This is a genomic window from Chryseobacterium lathyri (assembly GCF_003290185.1).
In the GTDB taxonomy this organism is placed as follows: Bacteria; Bacteroidota; Bacteroidia; order Flavobacteriales; family Weeksellaceae; genus Chryseobacterium; species Chryseobacterium lathyri.
Map to the genome: position 1 here is coordinate 289460 of NZ_QNFY01000004.1, position 15954 is coordinate 305413.

Genomic DNA, 15954 nt, shown 5'->3' on the forward strand with positions numbered 1-15954 from the left:
TTTAAGATTAGAGTACGTTTTTGATCACTCTCAGCTTATGGGTATGCTTATTCATTTCTTTGTTAAAGATGCCGGTAGAATCCAGAATATCTATTCTCACTTTTCCCGAAGCATGAATAATCTTCTGATTCTCAAGCATAATCCCCACGTGAATAATTTTGCCTTCAGGGTTTTCAAAAAATGCTAAATCACCTGGCTGGCTTTCTTCAACGAAAGTTAAAGGGACACCTACTTCTGCCTGCTGATAAGTATCTCTAGGTAATTTAATATCATGGATCTTGTATACCAGCTGTGTAAAACCGGAACAGTCTACTGCAAAAAAACTCTTTCCGCCCCATAGGTAAGGAACGTTAAGAAATTCTCTGGCAGCTAAAGCTATACTCTCACGGAGATCGTGACTTCTTCTTGAAGCCACCGCAGGAAATTCTACTTCGGAACCCATTGACAGAAGGGTTTTTCCGTCATTCATTAACACTGAGGAAAAATCTTCAGTCACCACGGTAACCTTTCTTTTTGCCAGCTCTTCCTCTGTTACAGGTTTCAGCTGTTTGGTATCCATCCATCCTTCATAACCATCATAATGCATTTTTATTCTGGTCCAGTTTTTATTCACTTCCAGAATATCAGCGCTTTCTCCAAACAGTATTTCCGTAACAATTTCCGCTTTGTCAGAATTCTCTGCACGAACCGGTGCTACAGTAACATTACAAATTCCTTTATTCATTCATTCTAAATTAAAAGATTCAATGATTTAAAAATTAAAGAATTAGATTCCGTAAAATCTTTTATTTTTTTAATTTTTAAATCTTTTGCCTATTTTCTTCTCAGAAAATTCACTCCGTCACGCAAAGGTAAAATAAGATTTTCAAAATCATCGTCTTTTGCAATCAAATCATTGAGTTCCTTGATAACCTGCGTAGATCTCTGTTTCGGATTTTCCTCCAGCACTTTTCCGTACCATAAAACGTTATCAAACATCACTACCGAACCTGTTTTTGTTCTGGGCTTGATTAGTCTGAAGTATTCCGCATAATTTTCTTTATCAGCATCTATGAAAACAAGGTCAAAAAACTCATCAGTATCTCTTAAAAATTCTTTGGCATCCTGAAGCTTAAAATCGATCTGTCCGGCATATTCACTTTCTTCAAAATATTTTTTTGGAAGGTAAGCAAGATCTTCGTTCACATCCAGTGTGGTAATTTTCCCATCTTTGGCCAGTCCTGCTGTCAGGCATAGTGTGGCATATCCTGTAAAGGTTCCTATTTCCAGCACATTCTTAGGCTGTATCATTTGAGAAATAATAGTTAAAAGTCTTCCCTGCTGATATCCTGATATCATATGCGGCTGTGTAGTTTTCTGATAGGTCTCTCTTCTCAGTTTTTTCAGAATTTCAGGTTCCGAGGAAGCATGCGTTTCCAGATACCTGTCCATTTCAGGATTTTTTTCTTCAAAAAAGCTCATACTGCAATTCTTTTTTATGTTATTCAAAAGTACTTAAATATAAAGAAAAAATTATTATTGGTCGGCATTTTTCATCCGTTTCTCCGTAAAAAACCCATTGAAAATACCGTAAAAATACGGATATGTTTGCCTGAAAGATAGTAATACATTTGCACAGAACAAGGGGTAAAAACACTAAGACAAAACAATGAATGCAGGAGGAAAACTAATTAACACAGAGAATCAGAAGACCGCAAGGCCAAATGGCAGTGCGGATTCTTCGTCCAAAAAAACTAAGACAGAAATATCCAACTCATTTTTTCAACGAATTATTTCATTATTGAAAAAAGAAGAATTAATTTGATTAAAAAAAATCCCGAATGACTTCGGGATTTTTTTATGGGTATGTATGTTCAATTACTTCTTAGGAGCAATATCCATTAATTTCATGAATTCATCCAGCTTAGGCATAATGATGATTTCCGTTCTTCTGTTTTCCGCTCTTCCTGAAACACTCATATTGGTTGCTTTAGGATTGTATTCGGAACGTCCTCCCGCAGTAATTCTTGCTGGATCTACTCCGAACTGCGTCTGAAGAACCTTCGCAATTGCTGTACCTCTCAATACAGAAAGATCCCAGTTATCTCTTGGCAGATTAGGTGAGCTTAATGGTGCATTATCTGTATTACCTTCAATCAATACAGAATATTTATCATAATCATTAATTACCTTAGCTACTTTTCCTAATACTTCCTGAGCAGCAGGCAGTACGTTATAATCTCCTGTTTTGTATAGCATTTTATCAGAAAGCGAGATCATTACCACTCCTTTCAACACTTTCACCTGTACGTCATCATCCGCTACATTATCAAGAGATCTTTTAAGCTTGTTGGACAGTGCCATATTCAGACTGTCATTTTTAGCATTGTTTGAAATCAGCTGTTTGATATATGAATTGGAAGCATTGATCTCTCCAACCAGTTTATCAATATTAGCTGAACTTTTTCCTGTATTTGAAAGACATGCATCCAGAGATGATTTCAAAGCATCGTGCTGGCTTTTTAAAAGATTATTCTCACCTGACAATGCAGAATTCTGAGACTTTAAATCCTGGATCTCTCTTTGTCTTTCACCGATATTTTCAATACACTGCTTATAATTGGAGCTTAATGCATCATACTGTTTTTTACTGACACAAGAGGTCAATCCCAACGCCATTACAGTTACTCCTAAAATTTTAATAATCTTCATATGTAATCATTTTTAGACGAATCAAAGTTAGGAAAATTGAATTGAATTTTATGGATTATCTTTGCATAAAAGAAATCTTCAACATACCCTTTGGAAAAATTTAGTTTTAAAAATCAGCTTGAAAACCTTGTCAGAAATCCGGAAACTCACAGCTATCTTCTGGCTGTAAGCGGAGGTGCCGATTCTATGGTCCTGGCCTCTCTTTTTAAGGGTTTGGGGCTTAATTTCCAGATAGCTCATATCAACTATAAACTTCGGGGTGAAGATTCTGATCTGGATCAAAAAACGGTTCAGGATTTTTGTGAGAAAAATCATATTCGTTTTCACCTGTATGAAGTTTCGGAAAAAGATAATAAACCGGAAAATTCTATCCAGCTTTGGGCGAGAGAAATCCGTTATCGTTTTTTCAGGGAAATTCAGGAGCAGGAAAACCTTGAATTTCTTGTTACCGCTCATCATCTGAATGACCAGCTGGAAACTTTCATCATCAATCTTTCTAAAGCTTCTGGCATTAGTGGGCTGAGTGGTATTCCAGCAAATAAAAACAAAATAATCCGGCCTCTTCTTAACTTTTCAAAAAAAGAAATTTATGGGTACGCTGAGGAAAACAGAATTGACTTCCGGGAAGATCTCTCTAATAAAAAAAGTGATTATTTAAGAAACAAAATCAGAAATGAGATCGCTCCCAAGCTTTTGGAAATCAATGAGCACTTTCTGGAAAATTTCAGAAAAAGCTCTTCTTATCTGAATCAAACCAGAGATTTTGTAGAAAAACGGATCGAGGAAATCGAAAATAAACTTACGGTATTTAACTCTGAGCACAAAATCTTATCCAAAGAAAAGCTGGGTCAGGAAAGTGCTTTCGTACAGTTTGAGATTTTAAAGAAATACGGATTCGACAAGGAAGAAGAAATCTCCAAAATTTTTACAGCGGAAAACGGCAGTTCTTTTTTTTCAAAAGATTATCAGCTTATGATCAGCCGCGATGAATTAATTTTCATCAGTAAAAACCAAAGGCAAGAAACCAAAGATGAAATTATTTTGGTGGAAAATTTTGATTTTTCTGAAATCCAAATGGATATTAGTCTTGAAGATACAATTGAAAACATTGACGGAATCAATAACAGTTTTGAATGGGATTTTGATGCCGCAAAACTTCAGTTTCCATTACGTTTAAGAAAACAGCAGGATGGTGACGAGTTTTATCCGGCGGATTTTTCAGGCAAAAAGAAAGTTTCTAAGTTTTTTAGGGACGAAAAATTATCTATTTTAGCGAGGCCAAAAATTTGGATCCTGTGTGACAGTTACAATTCCGTACTTGGAATTATACCTCTCAGACAGGACAGACGATATGCAAGTGATGAGAAAACGCAAAGTATTCTCAAAATTTTTAATGAAAAGAAAAAATGAAATTTAGAAACTGGTTTTTAGCCGTACTACTGTTTTTAGCGGCAGGAATTAATGCACAGATCAAGAACCCTGTAAAGTTTAAGTTCACTGTCAACGATCTAGGGAACAACCAATATGAAGCAGTTTTAAATGCTACTATGGAAAACGGCTGGCATATCTATTCCAAAGATCTTCCTGAAGATACAGGAATTCCTACCGAGTATAAAGTTTCAGGGAAAAACATCGAACTGATCGGAAAGTTCACTGAAGTTGGTAAGAAACACGAAGAGTTTTCAGAAGCTTTTGGAGGGACGATTGTTTTTTATTCCAATTCTGCCGGTTTCAAGCAGAAATTTAAATTAAAAGACCCTACAAAACCAGCAGAGGTTATTTCTGAAATTACCTATCAGACTTGTGACGACAGAGTTTGTCTGGCTCCAAATACTTTAGAATTCAATCAAAAAGTAACTCCAAAAGGTGCTGTTGAGGAAACTGCAGAGGAAAAGACGGATGTTATAAAAGATTCTGCAAAAACTATAGAAACAGTTGCAGTAACGCCTGTAAAAGGAGAATTACCCGTTGCAGAAACATCAAAACTGGATCCAAAACAGCTAAAAATAGCAACCATTGATTTCCAGAAACCCTTGACCGATTGCGGAACAGCCGTGGAAGAAGTCGGAGAAAATTACTGGACTTATTTATTCTTAGGATTTGTAGGTGGTCTGATCGCTTTGCTGACACCTTGTGTTTTTCCTATGATCCCGCTGACGGTTTCTTTCTTTACAAAAGGGAATAAAAACAAAGCAAAGGGTAAAAGAGATGCACTGATCTATGGATTTTTCATCCTTATCATCTTTGTCCTTCTGAGCCTTCCTTTCCATCTGATCGATGGAATTGCCGGAAATATTTTCAATGAAATATCTACAAGTGTATGGCTGAATATTGCCTTCTTTATCATATTCATCTTCTTTGCAGGAAGCTTCTTCGGATACTATGATATCACGTTGCCAAGCTCCATTGCCAATAAGTCTTCGAAAGCAGAAGAAGCAGGAGGAATTATCGGTATTTTCTTCATGGCACTGACGCTGGTTATCGTTTCGTTCTCATGTACCGGACCTATTCTGGGAAGCTTACTGGGAAGCGCAGTGACAGGCTCTACCAATGTTCCTATGCTGCTGACATTCGCATTGGCAGGATTCGGACTGGCATGGGCCATCGTTTTTGGATTGCTGGCTTTATTCCCGCAGGCTTTACAGAGTCTTCCAAAATCCGGAGGATGGATGAATACCGTGAAAGTGGTTCTTGGTTTTGTAGAACTGGCTTTAGCTTTAAAATTCTTATCTAAGGCAGATTTAGTTTCTAAAACATTCTTATTAAAAAGAGAACTTTTCATTGCCATCTGGATCGTTATTGCTTTGGGACTGGCTCTTTATTTATTCGGAGTTATAAGATTTCCGCACGATGATAAAAAACCGAAGATTTCTATTACAAGAAAGATATTAGGCGCTTTGGGAATAGGTTTTGTGATCTATCTGATCCAGGGATTAATTCCGGCAGAACGTCCAAAACTACAGCTGTTAAGCGGAATTCTGCCTCCTTTGAATGTAAGTTATCTTCATGATGAAAAAGACGGAATTCTGGGAATGCATCCCGAGCATGATTTCTTTAAAGCTATTGAACTGGCTAAAAAGGAAAACAAACCAATTTTGATTGACTTCACAGGTTATGGCTGCGAAAACTGCCGAAAAATGGAGGAATTCGTATGGAGCGAGCCGGATATCCTTCCGATTTTACAGAACGATGTTGTATTGGCATCCTTATATGTAGATGATAAGGAAGAGCTTCCTGAAGATCAGAAAACAAAAATAGATCTTGGGGACGGACAGGTGAAAAAGGTAAAAACGATTGGTGACCGATGGAGCTTATTCCAGCAGGTGAATTTTAATAATAATTCCCAGCCTCACTACGTTTTGATAACACCGGACGGAAAAGTAATCAATACGCCTGTATCCGGATATATGCCGAAAGAAGATTTCAAAAAGTTCTTAGAATGCGGAGTTAATTACTATAAAACGACGAAGTAATTCTTAATTTAAACATATAAAAAGCCTTATCATTATTTTGATAGGGCTTTTTTGATATTTATAAAAATAATCATATTCTTAAAAAGTCACAAAAGCTTGCGAATATAAAATATTGTACAGTTATTTTATGTCAACCATTCTATAAATTTTAAATTTTATTGATATTTATCAATTTTAGGTACAAACTTTGTATAGATTCCATCAGATAAGTATCAATACTTTACTTTTTTAATCAAAACCGTTTAACATTTAAAAATATGAATTATGGCTGAAGTAATTGCACAAGAAAAACAGGGAGGAAGCAAACAAAGAAAAAAATTAATCCGGGTGGATATGACTCCAATGGTAGATTTAGGATTTCTATTGATCACCTTCTTTATGTTTACCACCAATTTTACAAAACCCAATGTAATGGATCTGGGACTTCCGGCAAAGGATCCTAATCCTCACCCTATTACCGATGTAATTATGGATCAGAACCAGGTTACCTTCATTCTCGGGAAAAACGACAGGGTATTTTACCACCAAAGCAATGAGAAGGATCTGAATACAGCAAATCTGAAAGAAACCGATTTCAGCGGGGTAAAAATTTCCAAGATCATTTCTGAAGCTTATAAAAACGCTCCGGTGCCTGAAAATTTCACCGTCATTGTAAAGCCCACCGATGATGCCATCTATAAAAACTTCGTAGACATCCTGGACAATATCGCGATCTCTAAAAAAGAAAGATATGGCATTACTGATATAAAACCATGGGAAAAGAAAATTTATACCGAATTAACCCAATAGAATCGAAGAGCATTTTTACAATGCTCTTTTTTATTTAAATTTGAAGAAACAACTAAGATTATGCTGAATTTTGAAAGAAAAGGAAACGGGAAAGAAACTTTGGTACTGCTTCACGGCTTTATGGAAAACATCTCCATCTGGAGTGATATGGAGCCACATCTTTCGCGAGATTTTTCACTGTTGAAAATAGATCTTCCGGGCCATGGACAATCTGATATTCTGGCCGAAGTTCACACCATGGAACTGATGGCTGATGAAGTGAAAAAAGTTTTAGATCATGAGAAGCTGGATAAAGTACATCTTTTGGGGCATTCCATGGGAGGGTACACCTCACTGGCTTTCGCAGAAAAATATCCTGAGACTCTCAAAAGCCTGACCTTATTCTTTTCCACCTATTTTCCTGACGATGAAGAAAAAAAACAGCAGCGGATTAAAAGCTATAGAATCATCAAGGATGCATTTCCCCATTATGTACGGGCTGGAATTCCGAATCTTTTCAATCCCAATGAAAGAGACATCCTGGAAGGCAAAATTGAAGCCGCGCTTGAAACTGCACTTTCCACCAACAATATGGGAGCTCTTGCCTGTGTAAAGGGTATGGTAGAAAGAACAGACAAAAAACATGTCATGGAAAGCCTGGAAGCGAAAATTTTAGTATTGGCAGGAAAGCATGACAACGCTGTAAAAACAGATATGATGATCAAACATCTTCCTGACAGAACGAATATAAAATCCTACATCCTGGACTGCGGGCATAACGGGCACTGGGAAAAGCCCGGCATCTGCGCAGAAATTATCAATACGGAACTTCTTCATAATCTTCCAAAAAAATTAGTCCTGTAATACCCGGCAATAGCTTTATTGCCCGGTCTATATCAAAATTTCTTGTATCTTAGTAAGGAATTATTACTTTCGATGGGTTTATTCTCTTTCAAAAAAAAGAAACCGCCGGTTATCGGCCTTACACTTTCCGGTGGAGGAATGCGTGGAATTGCCCATATCGCAGTACTGAAAGCACTGGAAGAATATAATCTGAGACCGCATATCATTTCAGGGACCAGCGCCGGCTCTATTGTGGGAGCATTTTATTCCTTCGGAAAATCACCGGATGAGATGATGGATATTGTAAAACAAACAACATTCTTTTCAAGATCTTATCTGAAACTTTCTAAAAACGGTATTTTCAGCTCAAATTTCATCCTGAAACTTTTTAATGATCATTTTCCTGAGAATGATTTTAAAATCTTAAAAATCCCTGTTTACGTTACTGCCACGGAAATGACCCACGGAATTGTGGATTTCTTTTCGGAAGGTGAGCTTTTCGGCCCGCTTCTGGCTTCGTCAAGCGTTCCGTTTATTTTACCTCCTGTGAGAATGGGTGAAAAAATATATGTTGATGGAGGTGTTTTAGACAATCTCCCTATAGAGCCGATCATCGACAAATGTGATTTTTTAATTGCTTCTCACGTCAATTCTATAAGTTATGATGAATTAAGGAAAATGAGCCTGATGAAGGAATTTGACCGTATTCTCCATTTAGCCATTGCAAAATCGGTTTACTCCAAAGCAAAGTCCTGTGACATTTTTTTAGACCCTCCTAAAATGACAAAATTCAGCTTATTCAGTAAGAAAAACCTTGATGTCATGTTTCAGGAAGTTTACGAGTATACCTGTGAAGAACTCGAAAGCAAGGGATATACTAAAAATTTGAGTACCGAAGTGTAAGTGTTTGAATGTATAAGCTTACTGTCTGAAAATAGTCATGTACTAATTCCTTTACAGCTCTTCCTGCTCCAGTCTTTTCTTGAATGTTTCGATGGTATCCGGAAGAGATTCATCAGATTTTCCACCCGCAGCATTGATGTGTCCGCCACCACTGAAATATTTTCTGGAAAACTGGTTCACATCCACATCATCCTTACTTCTGAAAGAGATCTTGATAAAATCATCGTACAGGTCTTCCATAAAGAAAGCTGCCATTTTTACTCCTGCAATGCTCAGTCCATAATTGACAAAACCTTCTGTATCTCCTTTCTGGAAACCAAATTCCTTCAGCTCGTTTCTTGTAAGTGACAGCACAGCTACTTTGCCATCATTCACGACTTCTATCCTTCCCAGCACGAGAGCAAGAAGGTGAAGACGGGAAACTGTGTTGGTATCCCATGTGTTCGAGGTTATAACGGAAGGATCAGCTCCTTTTTCTATCAGATTGGCAATAATCCTGTGAGTCGTTGCGCTTGTGGAACGAAAACGGAAACCGCCTGTATCCGTCATGATCCCAGTATAGAGGCATTCTGCAATATCCTGATTGACCAGCCTTTCATCTTCCATTGCTTCAATAAAATGATAAATCATCTGTGAGGTGGCTGGAATCACTGTGTCAGAATACACAAAGTCAAAATTTTCCGGTTGCTGGTGATGGTCGATAAGTATTTTTTTAGCTTTAGATTTAATCAGCCATTCTCCCAATAATCCTATTCTTGAAGGCGAGTTAAAATCAAGACAAAAAATAACATCTGCCCCACTGATCAGATCAGATGCATACTTTCTTTTATACTCCCCGATGACCACCTTTTTGGATTCCGGCATCCATTTCAGAAATTTCGGAAAATCATTGGGAACAATCACTTCTACCGGAATTCCCTTTGCCCCAAGATAATGCTTTAATCCCAGACTGGAGCCTATAGCATCGCCATCCGGATTATAATGGGTAAGGATAATTATTTTATTTTCAGGCGTAAGTAATGTGTTGATATCTAAAAGTTCTGCTGGTGTAAACATCGTGTGTTTATTTTTCTTTAAATTTGAGTTTTCAAAGATAGAGCTTTTAAATAAATCAGCTAAATATTATTTCTTTGCACAAAATTTCGTTTCTTAATGCAGTTTGTCAATATTGGTATAAAAAGCATTGTCAAATAATTTCTAAAAAAAGATAAGTAAAATTTGTAACTTTTAAAAATTTCTATATCTTTGCAACCTGAAAATTAATAGATTAATTACGATTTAAATATATAGTAATGAGTAAAAGAACATTCCAGCCATCAGAAAGAAAGAAAAGAAACAAACACGGTTTCAGAGAAAGAATGTCTACGCCAAATGGTAGAAGAGTTTTGGCAGCAAGAAGAGCTAAAGGCAGAAAGAGTTTAACTGTTAGTGCAGCCCGCGCTAAGAGATAATATCTCGAATTATCATATACAAATCATGCTTGAAAAGAAGTTTTTCAGGCATTTTTTGTTGTTAAAATTTCCTAAAGTTTAGGGTTTTTAAGCTTCTTTTCTCTATTTTTAAGATCTGAAAAAATATTTTAGAAATAGCACTATAAAATTGAATTATGCCGCATACACATATCTCCGGAGATAATATTATAAGCTTACAGCACGCAAAAATTGCGCAAAAAAACTTTACTGTTCTTTCTGACGTTAATCTTAACATCAAAAAGGGCAGATTCTGTTACCTTATCGGAAAAACAGGTTCCGGAAAAAGCTCGCTTCTGAAAACACTTTACGGACACATTCCTTTAGCATCAGGACATGGAGCTGTGGTAGGTTTTGAACTTGCCAAACTGAGACCATCTGATATTCCTAACCTGAGAAGGAAACTGGGGATTGTATTTCAGGATTTCCAGCTACTTTCTGACAGAACAGTTGAGAAAAATCTGAAATTCGTTCTTGAAGCAACAGGATGGAGTGATAAAATAAAAATGGAAGACCGCATCAATGAAGTTCTGGGAAGTGTAAACATGAAAAGCAAAAAGCACAAGATGCCGCATGAACTTTCAGGTGGGGAGCAGCAGCGTATCGCTATTGCAAGGGCTTTACTTAATCATCCGGATCTTATCCTTGCCGATGAGCCTACAGGAAACCTTGACCCGGAAACATCCAATGAAATCATGACGCTTCTGAAGCAGGTAGCCCTTGAAAACGGAGCCGCAGTAGTAATGGCGACACACGATTACCATATGATCCAGAACTTCCCTGGAGAAGCGATCAGGTGTGAAGACGGAAAAGTTTCCGTGTTGGATACTGCAGAATTATTTGAATAAGATATAAGATAAAGAATTGCAAATTGGAGGTACAGACTGAATATGACCATCTAACTTCTAACCTCTAGTTTCTAGCTTCTACTTTTAAAGACATGAAACTCCTTCGTGAGTTCAAGATATTGGTCCGAGTATTGTCTCGGACTTTTTTCTATGACAAAATCAGATTCTTCAATAGCTCTTTCTATGAACGAAAATTCCAGAACTAATCTTTTCGTTTTTGAATTCTCAATCCCTTTAATATTAACTTTTCGTTTTAAGAACAATCGGTTTTCTGATGCTATATCAATAAAAACACTGCCGGCCTCAACAGGAATAATAACCGACAAAACACCATGATCAGACAGAAGTTTTTCAGAAACAGAAATAAGCTGCTGGAAATTCAGTTCTACAGTCTGACGTGCTATTTTATCTTTATCAGATCCGGATTCTTCAAAATAAGGAGGATTTGAAACAATAAGATCAAATTTATTTTCTGTATGAAAAGTTTTAAGATCCTGATGGATATTTTTCAGCCTTGAATGAAAAGGAGATTGTTCAAAATTCTTTTTAGTCAGCAGAGCAGCGTCCGCATTGATATCAAGACCCAGAAAAGAAGCGTGATCATTTCTCTGAGCAAGCATTAACGAAATCAGGCCGGTTCCGGTTCCTATCTCCAAAACTTCCGAAGCATTCTTTACATCAGCCAGAATACCCAGCAAAACACCGTCTGTTCCTACACGAAAGACCTCTTTCGACTGTTGGATTTCAAAATATTTAAATTTAAAAGGCTTCACTATAGGTTCGTAGGTAGCGTAATAGTAAATGTAGACCCCTTCCCTACTTCTGATTTCACTGCAATCTCCCCTTTGTAGTCTTCGATCATTTTTCTTACCATAGAAAGTCCAAGTCCCATACCGCTGTTTTTAGAGGTGAAATTAGGCTCAAATATTCTTTCATACATATTTTCAGGAATCCCGATTCCGTTATCCTGTATGGAAATCATTACCCTTCTCTGATGCTGTTCCACATCTACGTTGATGATCAGCTTACGTTCATCGCTTTGGGCCTGTTTTGCATTGGTTACAAGATTAGTAATGATCCTGGAAAGGTAAATCCTGTCCATATTGATCATAATATTACCTTTATTGGAATGCATAAAAATGCTGTCATCATTGAAAACACGCAGAATATCTTCCACTTCAGTATTAAGATTGATGACTTCATTATTTTTTTCAGGAAGTTTTGCAAATTCTGAGAAAGCTGAGGCAACAGTCGCAATCAGGTCAATCTGATCTACCATCGTCTTGCTCATCTGTTTTACTCTTTCTCTGATATTCGGGTCTTCAGGATCAAATTTTCTTTCAAAATTCTGAATGGTAAGCTTCATTGGAGTAAGAGGGTTTTTAACCTCATGAGCTACCTGTTTTGCCATTTCTCTCCAGGCTTCTTCAGAGGCTTTAAACCGTAGCCTTTCTTTCTGATCCTGGATCTGCAGAATCATTCTGTTATAAGCCCTTGCCAGTGCATTAAGCTCATCATTTTTATAGTACCTGATAGGCCGCATTTCATTTTCAAACAATGTAATACGGGTGATCATATCAGAAAATTTAGTAATATTTTTCGCCAGACTGTTGGACGTTACCCAACTTATCCACACACTGAACAAAATAAGGAAAATATCTACCAGCAGAATATATTTTATATACTGATGAAGGACATCCAGATAGGCGGATTCATTATGATATAAAGGAATATATACAATTCCTATGGGTTCAAGCTCATTATTTTTTAAAAGGAGATACGATGAAGTACGTCCTGCGTCTTTGGTTTTGTCATACCCTTTAATATCAACTCTTGAATCGGTAGCCAGAATTTTATTGACAATATTGAGTGGGATGGTTTTCTGGTCAATAAGGCTTTCATCTTTATTGGAAAGAAGATAACTTCCTTTCAGATCATAAATCACAATATCATGCTGATTGATATCTGCTATTTCAAAAATCTTATTCCCCAAAACCTGTGGCAGATCCTTGGTCTCAACAAGGGTGCGGCTCACAGCATAATCCAGATATCTCATCACGGCATTGGTCTTCTCCTGCATGTCGATATTACTCTGCTGCAGGGAATTATTCCTTAAAACAAAATAGGGAACCAGCGAGGTAGCAACAACACTTAAAAAACATACGAGTAAGAACCCGAAAAACACCCGGTTCCTTAAACTGTATCCTTTATATTTACTTATTGGCATCCTACTTTTTAATTAATCTAGCAATATACTTACCAATGATGTCAAATTCTAAATTAACTTTATCTCCGATTTTAAGATGCTGCATATTCGTAAACTCCCACGTATATGGAATAATAGCTACAGAAAACTGTGTATCTTCACTTTTTGCTACCGTGAGGCTTATTCCGTTTACCGTAATGGACCCCTGCGGAACAGTTACAAAACTACCGTTGTCTTCATATTTAATGGTAATAAAATAGCTTCCGTCTTTATTTTCAATTCCTGCTACTTCACCGGTTTTGTCAACATGTCCCTGTACAATATGTCCGTCTAATCTTCCGTCCATCTTCATGCATCGCTCAAGATTTACCACAGTACCCACGTCCCATTTTCCAAGATTGGTCTTTTCCAGTGTCTCGTTGATTGCCGTTACTACATACTGATCCTCTTTAATCTCAACAACTGTAAGACAGCATCCGTTATGGGCAAGGCTTTGATCTATTTTTAGCTCGTTCGTAAAAGGGCATGTTAATGTAAAATCTATGTTGCTTCCTTTTTCTTCAATCTTTTCAATAATGCCAACTGCTTCAATAATTCCTGTGAACATATTATTTTTTGCTAAATTTGTAAATTATAATCTTCAAAGATAATCAAAATGAGCCCAAAAAACCATAAAGTACGAGTAGGAATTTCAATCGGTGATTTTAACGGCATCGGTCCGGAGATCATCATGAAATCCCTGAGTGACAAAACCATTACGGATTTTTTCACTCCGGTGATTTTTGGCTCGGGAAAGTTATTTACCTTTCAGAAAAATATTTTCAAACTGAATCTGAACTTCAACTACATTAATGAAGCATCGCAGGCTCAGGCAGGAAAACTGAATATGGTGAACCTCACCAAAGACAATGTGAATGTAGAACTAGGTGTTCCTACAGAAGAATCTACCAAAATGGCTATTGATTCCCTGGAACTGGCCACCGAAGCTTTAATGAAAGGAGAGATTGATGTGCTTGTTACAGCGCCTATCAATAAGGATGAAATGGTAAAAATGGGCTTTAAGCATGCAGGACACACAGGATATTTCGAGGAAAAATTCAGTAAAAAAGGACTGATGTTCCTGGTTACAGAAGATCTGAAAGTAGCTGTTTCTACCCATCACATCCCCATTGCCAGTGTTGCAGAAAATATTTCCAAAGAAAAAATAAAAAAACAGATCAGAGCCCTGAACCAAACATTAATAGAAGATTTCTGCATACAAAAACCAAAAATTGCAGTATTGGGGCTAAACCCTCACGCTGGAGACGGAGGTGTGATCGGAAAAGAAGAGATCGAGATTATAGAGCCAGCAATAAAAGAGCTTTCTGATAATGGAATACTAGCGTTTGGACCTTATCCTGCAGACAGTTTCTTCCAGCCTAATAAATACAAAAGCTTTGATGCTGTTTTAGCCATGTACCATGATCAGGGACTTGCCCCATTCAAAACATTAGCCTATGAAGAAGGCGTAAACTATACAGCAGGACTTCCGTTTATCAGGACGTCTCCGGACCACGGAGTGGCCTACGATATTGCAGGAAAAAACATTGCTGATGAGCAGAGTTTTACTGAAGCTATTTTCACTGCTATTAAGATTTTTAAGAACAGAAGCGAATATAATGACCTGATGAGCAATCGTATGCAGCCAAGAAAAATGGCTGTTGATAACGGAGTAGATGAAGATCTTCCTGATGAAAACGAAGGATAAATTGTTAAAACAAATTTTAAATTAATTTGTTATGTATTTTATTTGTTATTATAAAAAAATTGCATATTTTTGCACACTCATTTTATGGACAAGTTAAGAAACTATGACGTAAGCTTTTCCGGACTTAAAAACGGGAAGCACGTGTTCAAATTTGAGATAGATAAAACGTTCTTTCAATTATTTGACACTGAACAGGAATTTACAAATCCTAAAATAACAGCTGATGTTTTTCTTGAAAAGCATACTACATTTTTAGAATTTGAGATCAAAGTACATGGAACAGTAGAGCTTATTTGTGATATCACAAATGATGAATTCGACTACCCTATTGAAAACGAGATCGGAATTTTAGTGCATTTTGGCGAAGAATACGACGACAGCAATGAAGATGTCATTACCATCCCAGCCTCAGATCACGCATTCAATGTGGCACAGCTGATCTATGAAAATGTACAGCTTTCTATACCGATGAAGAAAATTTCACCGAATGTAAGCGATGAAGATCTGGAAATTCTGAACAGGTTCAGTCCAAAAGATATTGAGGAACCCGAAGAGGAAAATCATGAGAGCGATCCCAGATGGGACGCACTGAGAAAATTAAAAGACAATAATTAAATAAAATAATTTAAATATGATGAGATGATGAATCTCATCGCTCATCAATTAAAAAAGTTATTCAAAATGGCACATCCTAAGAGAAGACAGTCGTCCACAAGAAGAGATAAGAGAAGAACTCATTATAAAGCAGTAGTTCCTCAATTAGCGAAAGATGCAACAACTGGTGAACTTCACCTTTACCACAGAGCTCACTGGCATGAAGGGAAACTTTACTACAGAGGTAAAGTAGTATTGGAAAAAGAAGTAGCAACTACAGAAGAAAACTAAGAGTCGCTTTTCACTGAAAAAGCCTCATTTTAATACAAAAACCGCCCAATTTTGATAAAATTAGGCGGTTTTTTGTTGTTTTTTGTGTTTTTTTGGTATCTTTGGGACAAAATCAAATATC

The 15954-nt window shown here is 36.9% G+C and carries 17 protein-coding genes; 10 read left to right on the forward strand and 7 right to left on the reverse strand.

Annotated features, from left to right (window positions below; all coding sequences use genetic code 11):
• Positions 1-7: 7 nt before the first annotated feature.
• The 3 genes from DRF61_RS07335 to DRF61_RS07345 all read right to left on the reverse strand — a co-directional run bounded on the left by DRF61_RS07335 (position 8) and on the right by DRF61_RS07345 (position 2691).
• Positions 8-724: a C40 family peptidase gene (locus DRF61_RS07335; RefSeq protein ID WP_111955530.1), complete on the reverse strand. Its 717-nt coding sequence runs from the start codon at positions 722-724 to the stop codon at positions 8-10.
• 89 nt (positions 725-813) lie between these two features.
• Complete coding sequence (locus tag DRF61_RS07340) at positions 814-1461, reverse strand: O-methyltransferase (RefSeq protein ID WP_111955532.1); 648 nt, start codon at positions 1459-1461, stop codon at positions 814-816.
• Between the two features lie 396 nt (positions 1462-1857).
• Positions 1858-2691: an OmpA family protein gene (locus DRF61_RS07345; protein WP_111955534.1), complete on the reverse strand. Its 834-nt coding sequence runs from the start codon at positions 2689-2691 to the stop codon at positions 1858-1860.
• Between the two features lie 90 nt (positions 2692-2781).
• On the opposite strand from DRF61_RS07345, the gene tilS reads away from it, so the two are divergent.
• The 5 genes from tilS (at position 2782) to DRF61_RS07370 (ending at position 8678) form a co-directional block, all read left to right on the forward strand.
• On the forward strand, positions 2782-4101 hold the full coding sequence (gene tilS, locus DRF61_RS07350) for a tRNA lysidine(34) synthetase TilS (RefSeq protein WP_111955536.1): 1320 nt from the start codon (positions 2782-2784) through the stop codon (positions 4099-4101).
• Positions 4098-6164 (forward strand): protein-disulfide reductase DsbD family protein, encoded by a 2067-nt coding sequence (locus DRF61_RS07355; protein ID WP_111955538.1) that lies wholly within the window; start codon positions 4098-4100, stop codon positions 6162-6164. The genes tilS and DRF61_RS07355 overlap by 4 nt, the downstream gene beginning before the upstream one ends.
• Positions 6165-6428: 264 nt before the next feature.
• Positions 6429-6953, forward strand: a complete 525-nt coding sequence (locus DRF61_RS07360) for a biopolymer transporter ExbD (protein ID WP_111955540.1) — start codon at positions 6429-6431, stop codon at positions 6951-6953.
• Positions 6954-7013: 60 nt separating this feature from the next.
• On the forward strand, positions 7014-7796 hold the full coding sequence (locus tag DRF61_RS07365) for an alpha/beta fold hydrolase (RefSeq protein WP_111955542.1): 783 nt from the start codon (positions 7014-7016) through the stop codon (positions 7794-7796).
• A gap of 42 nt (positions 7797-7838) precedes the next feature.
• The gene (locus tag DRF61_RS07370) at positions 7839-8678 is read left to right on the forward strand and encodes a patatin-like phospholipase family protein (protein ID WP_228452689.1); all 840 of its coding nucleotides are present in this window, start codon (positions 7839-7841) and stop codon (positions 8676-8678) included.
• 51 nt (positions 8679-8729) lie between these two features.
• On the opposite strand, the gene DRF61_RS07375 is transcribed toward DRF61_RS07370, so the two are convergent.
• Positions 8730-9734, reverse strand: coding sequence for a DHH family phosphoesterase (locus tag DRF61_RS07375; protein WP_111955546.1), 1005 nt, complete (start codon positions 9732-9734; stop codon positions 8730-8732).
• A gap of 236 nt (positions 9735-9970) precedes the next feature.
• Here DRF61_RS07375 and rpmH point away from each other — a divergent pair, with 236 nt between their 5' ends.
• Positions 9971-10129, forward strand: coding sequence for a 50S ribosomal protein L34 (gene rpmH, locus DRF61_RS07380; RefSeq protein WP_034701860.1), 159 nt, complete (start codon positions 9971-9973; stop codon positions 10127-10129).
• A 155-nt stretch (positions 10130-10284) separates the two neighbouring features.
• The gene (locus tag DRF61_RS07385) at positions 10285-10995 is read left to right on the forward strand and encodes a cell division ATP-binding protein FtsE (protein WP_111955548.1); all 711 of its coding nucleotides are present in this window, start codon (positions 10285-10287) and stop codon (positions 10993-10995) included.
• A gap of 71 nt (positions 10996-11066) precedes the next feature.
• Here DRF61_RS07385 and DRF61_RS07390 read toward each other — a convergent pair whose 3' ends face one another.
• From DRF61_RS07390 to DRF61_RS07400, 3 genes are read right to left on the reverse strand one after another with little or no spacing between them, the layout of a single operon-like run.
• Positions 11067-11768, reverse strand: coding sequence for a tRNA1(Val) (adenine(37)-N6)-methyltransferase (locus DRF61_RS07390; protein ID WP_111955550.1), 702 nt, complete (start codon positions 11766-11768; stop codon positions 11067-11069).
• The gene (locus tag DRF61_RS07395) at positions 11768-13222 is read right to left on the reverse strand and encodes a sensor histidine kinase (RefSeq protein WP_111955552.1); all 1455 of its coding nucleotides are present in this window, start codon (positions 13220-13222) and stop codon (positions 11768-11770) included. The genes DRF61_RS07390 and DRF61_RS07395 overlap by 1 nt, the downstream gene beginning before the upstream one ends.
• A 1-nt stretch (position 13223) precedes the next feature.
• Entirely contained in the window at positions 13224-13808 is a 585-nt protein-coding gene (locus DRF61_RS07400) for a riboflavin synthase (protein ID WP_111955554.1), read from the reverse strand.
• 48 nt (positions 13809-13856) lie between these two features.
• Between DRF61_RS07400 and pdxA the strand changes: the two genes are divergently transcribed.
• The 3 genes from pdxA to rpmF all read left to right on the forward strand — a co-directional run bounded on the left by pdxA (position 13857) and on the right by rpmF (position 15833).
• Positions 13857-14948, forward strand: coding sequence for a 4-hydroxythreonine-4-phosphate dehydrogenase PdxA (pdxA, locus tag DRF61_RS07405; protein WP_111955556.1), 1092 nt, complete (start codon positions 13857-13859; stop codon positions 14946-14948).
• Between the two features lie 84 nt (positions 14949-15032).
• The gene (locus DRF61_RS07410; RefSeq protein ID WP_111955558.1) at positions 15033-15563 is read left to right on the forward strand and encodes a YceD family protein; all 531 of its coding nucleotides are present in this window, start codon (positions 15033-15035) and stop codon (positions 15561-15563) included.
• 66 nt (positions 15564-15629) lie between these two features.
• Positions 15630-15833, forward strand: coding sequence for a 50S ribosomal protein L32 (rpmF, locus tag DRF61_RS07415; RefSeq protein ID WP_007843326.1), 204 nt, complete (start codon positions 15630-15632; stop codon positions 15831-15833).
• Positions 15834-15954 lie beyond the last annotated feature (121 nt).

Coding starts and splice junctions, on each gene's coding strand:
- DRF61_RS07335 (WP_111955530.1), bottom strand. CDS start 724: ATGAATAAAGGAATTTGTAATGTTACTGTAGCACCGGTTCGTGCAGAG.
- DRF61_RS07340 (WP_111955532.1), bottom strand. CDS start 1,461: ATGAGCTTTTTTGAAGAAAAAAATCCTGAAATGGACAGGTATCTGGAA.
- DRF61_RS07345 (WP_111955534.1), bottom strand. CDS start 2,691: ATGAAGATTATTAAAATTTTAGGAGTAACTGTAATGGCGTTGGGATTG.
- DRF61_RS07355 (WP_111955538.1), top strand. CDS start 4,098: ATGAAATTTAGAAACTGGTTTTTAGCCGTACTACTGTTTTTAGCGGCA.
- DRF61_RS07360 (WP_111955540.1), top strand. CDS start 6,429: ATGGCTGAAGTAATTGCACAAGAAAAACAGGGAGGAAGCAAACAAAGA.
- DRF61_RS07365 (WP_111955542.1), top strand. CDS start 7,014: ATGCTGAATTTTGAAAGAAAAGGAAACGGGAAAGAAACTTTGGTACTG.
- DRF61_RS07375 (WP_111955546.1), bottom strand. CDS start 9,734: ATGTTTACACCAGCAGAACTTTTAGATATCAACACATTACTTACGCCT.
- rpmH (WP_034701860.1), top strand. CDS start 9,971: ATGAGTAAAAGAACATTCCAGCCATCAGAAAGAAAGAAAAGAAACAAA.
- DRF61_RS07385 (WP_111955548.1), top strand. CDS start 10,285: ATGCCGCATACACATATCTCCGGAGATAATATTATAAGCTTACAGCAC.
- DRF61_RS07395 (WP_111955552.1), bottom strand. CDS start 13,222: ATGCCAATAAGTAAATATAAAGGATACAGTTTAAGGAACCGGGTGTTT.
- DRF61_RS07400 (WP_111955554.1), bottom strand. CDS start 13,808: ATGTTCACAGGAATTATTGAAGCAGTTGGCATTATTGAAAAGATTGAA.
- pdxA (WP_111955556.1), top strand. CDS start 13,857: ATGAGCCCAAAAAACCATAAAGTACGAGTAGGAATTTCAATCGGTGAT.
- DRF61_RS07410 (WP_111955558.1), top strand. CDS start 15,033: ATGGACAAGTTAAGAAACTATGACGTAAGCTTTTCCGGACTTAAAAAC.
- rpmF (WP_007843326.1), top strand. CDS start 15,630: ATGGCACATCCTAAGAGAAGACAGTCGTCCACAAGAAGAGATAAGAGA.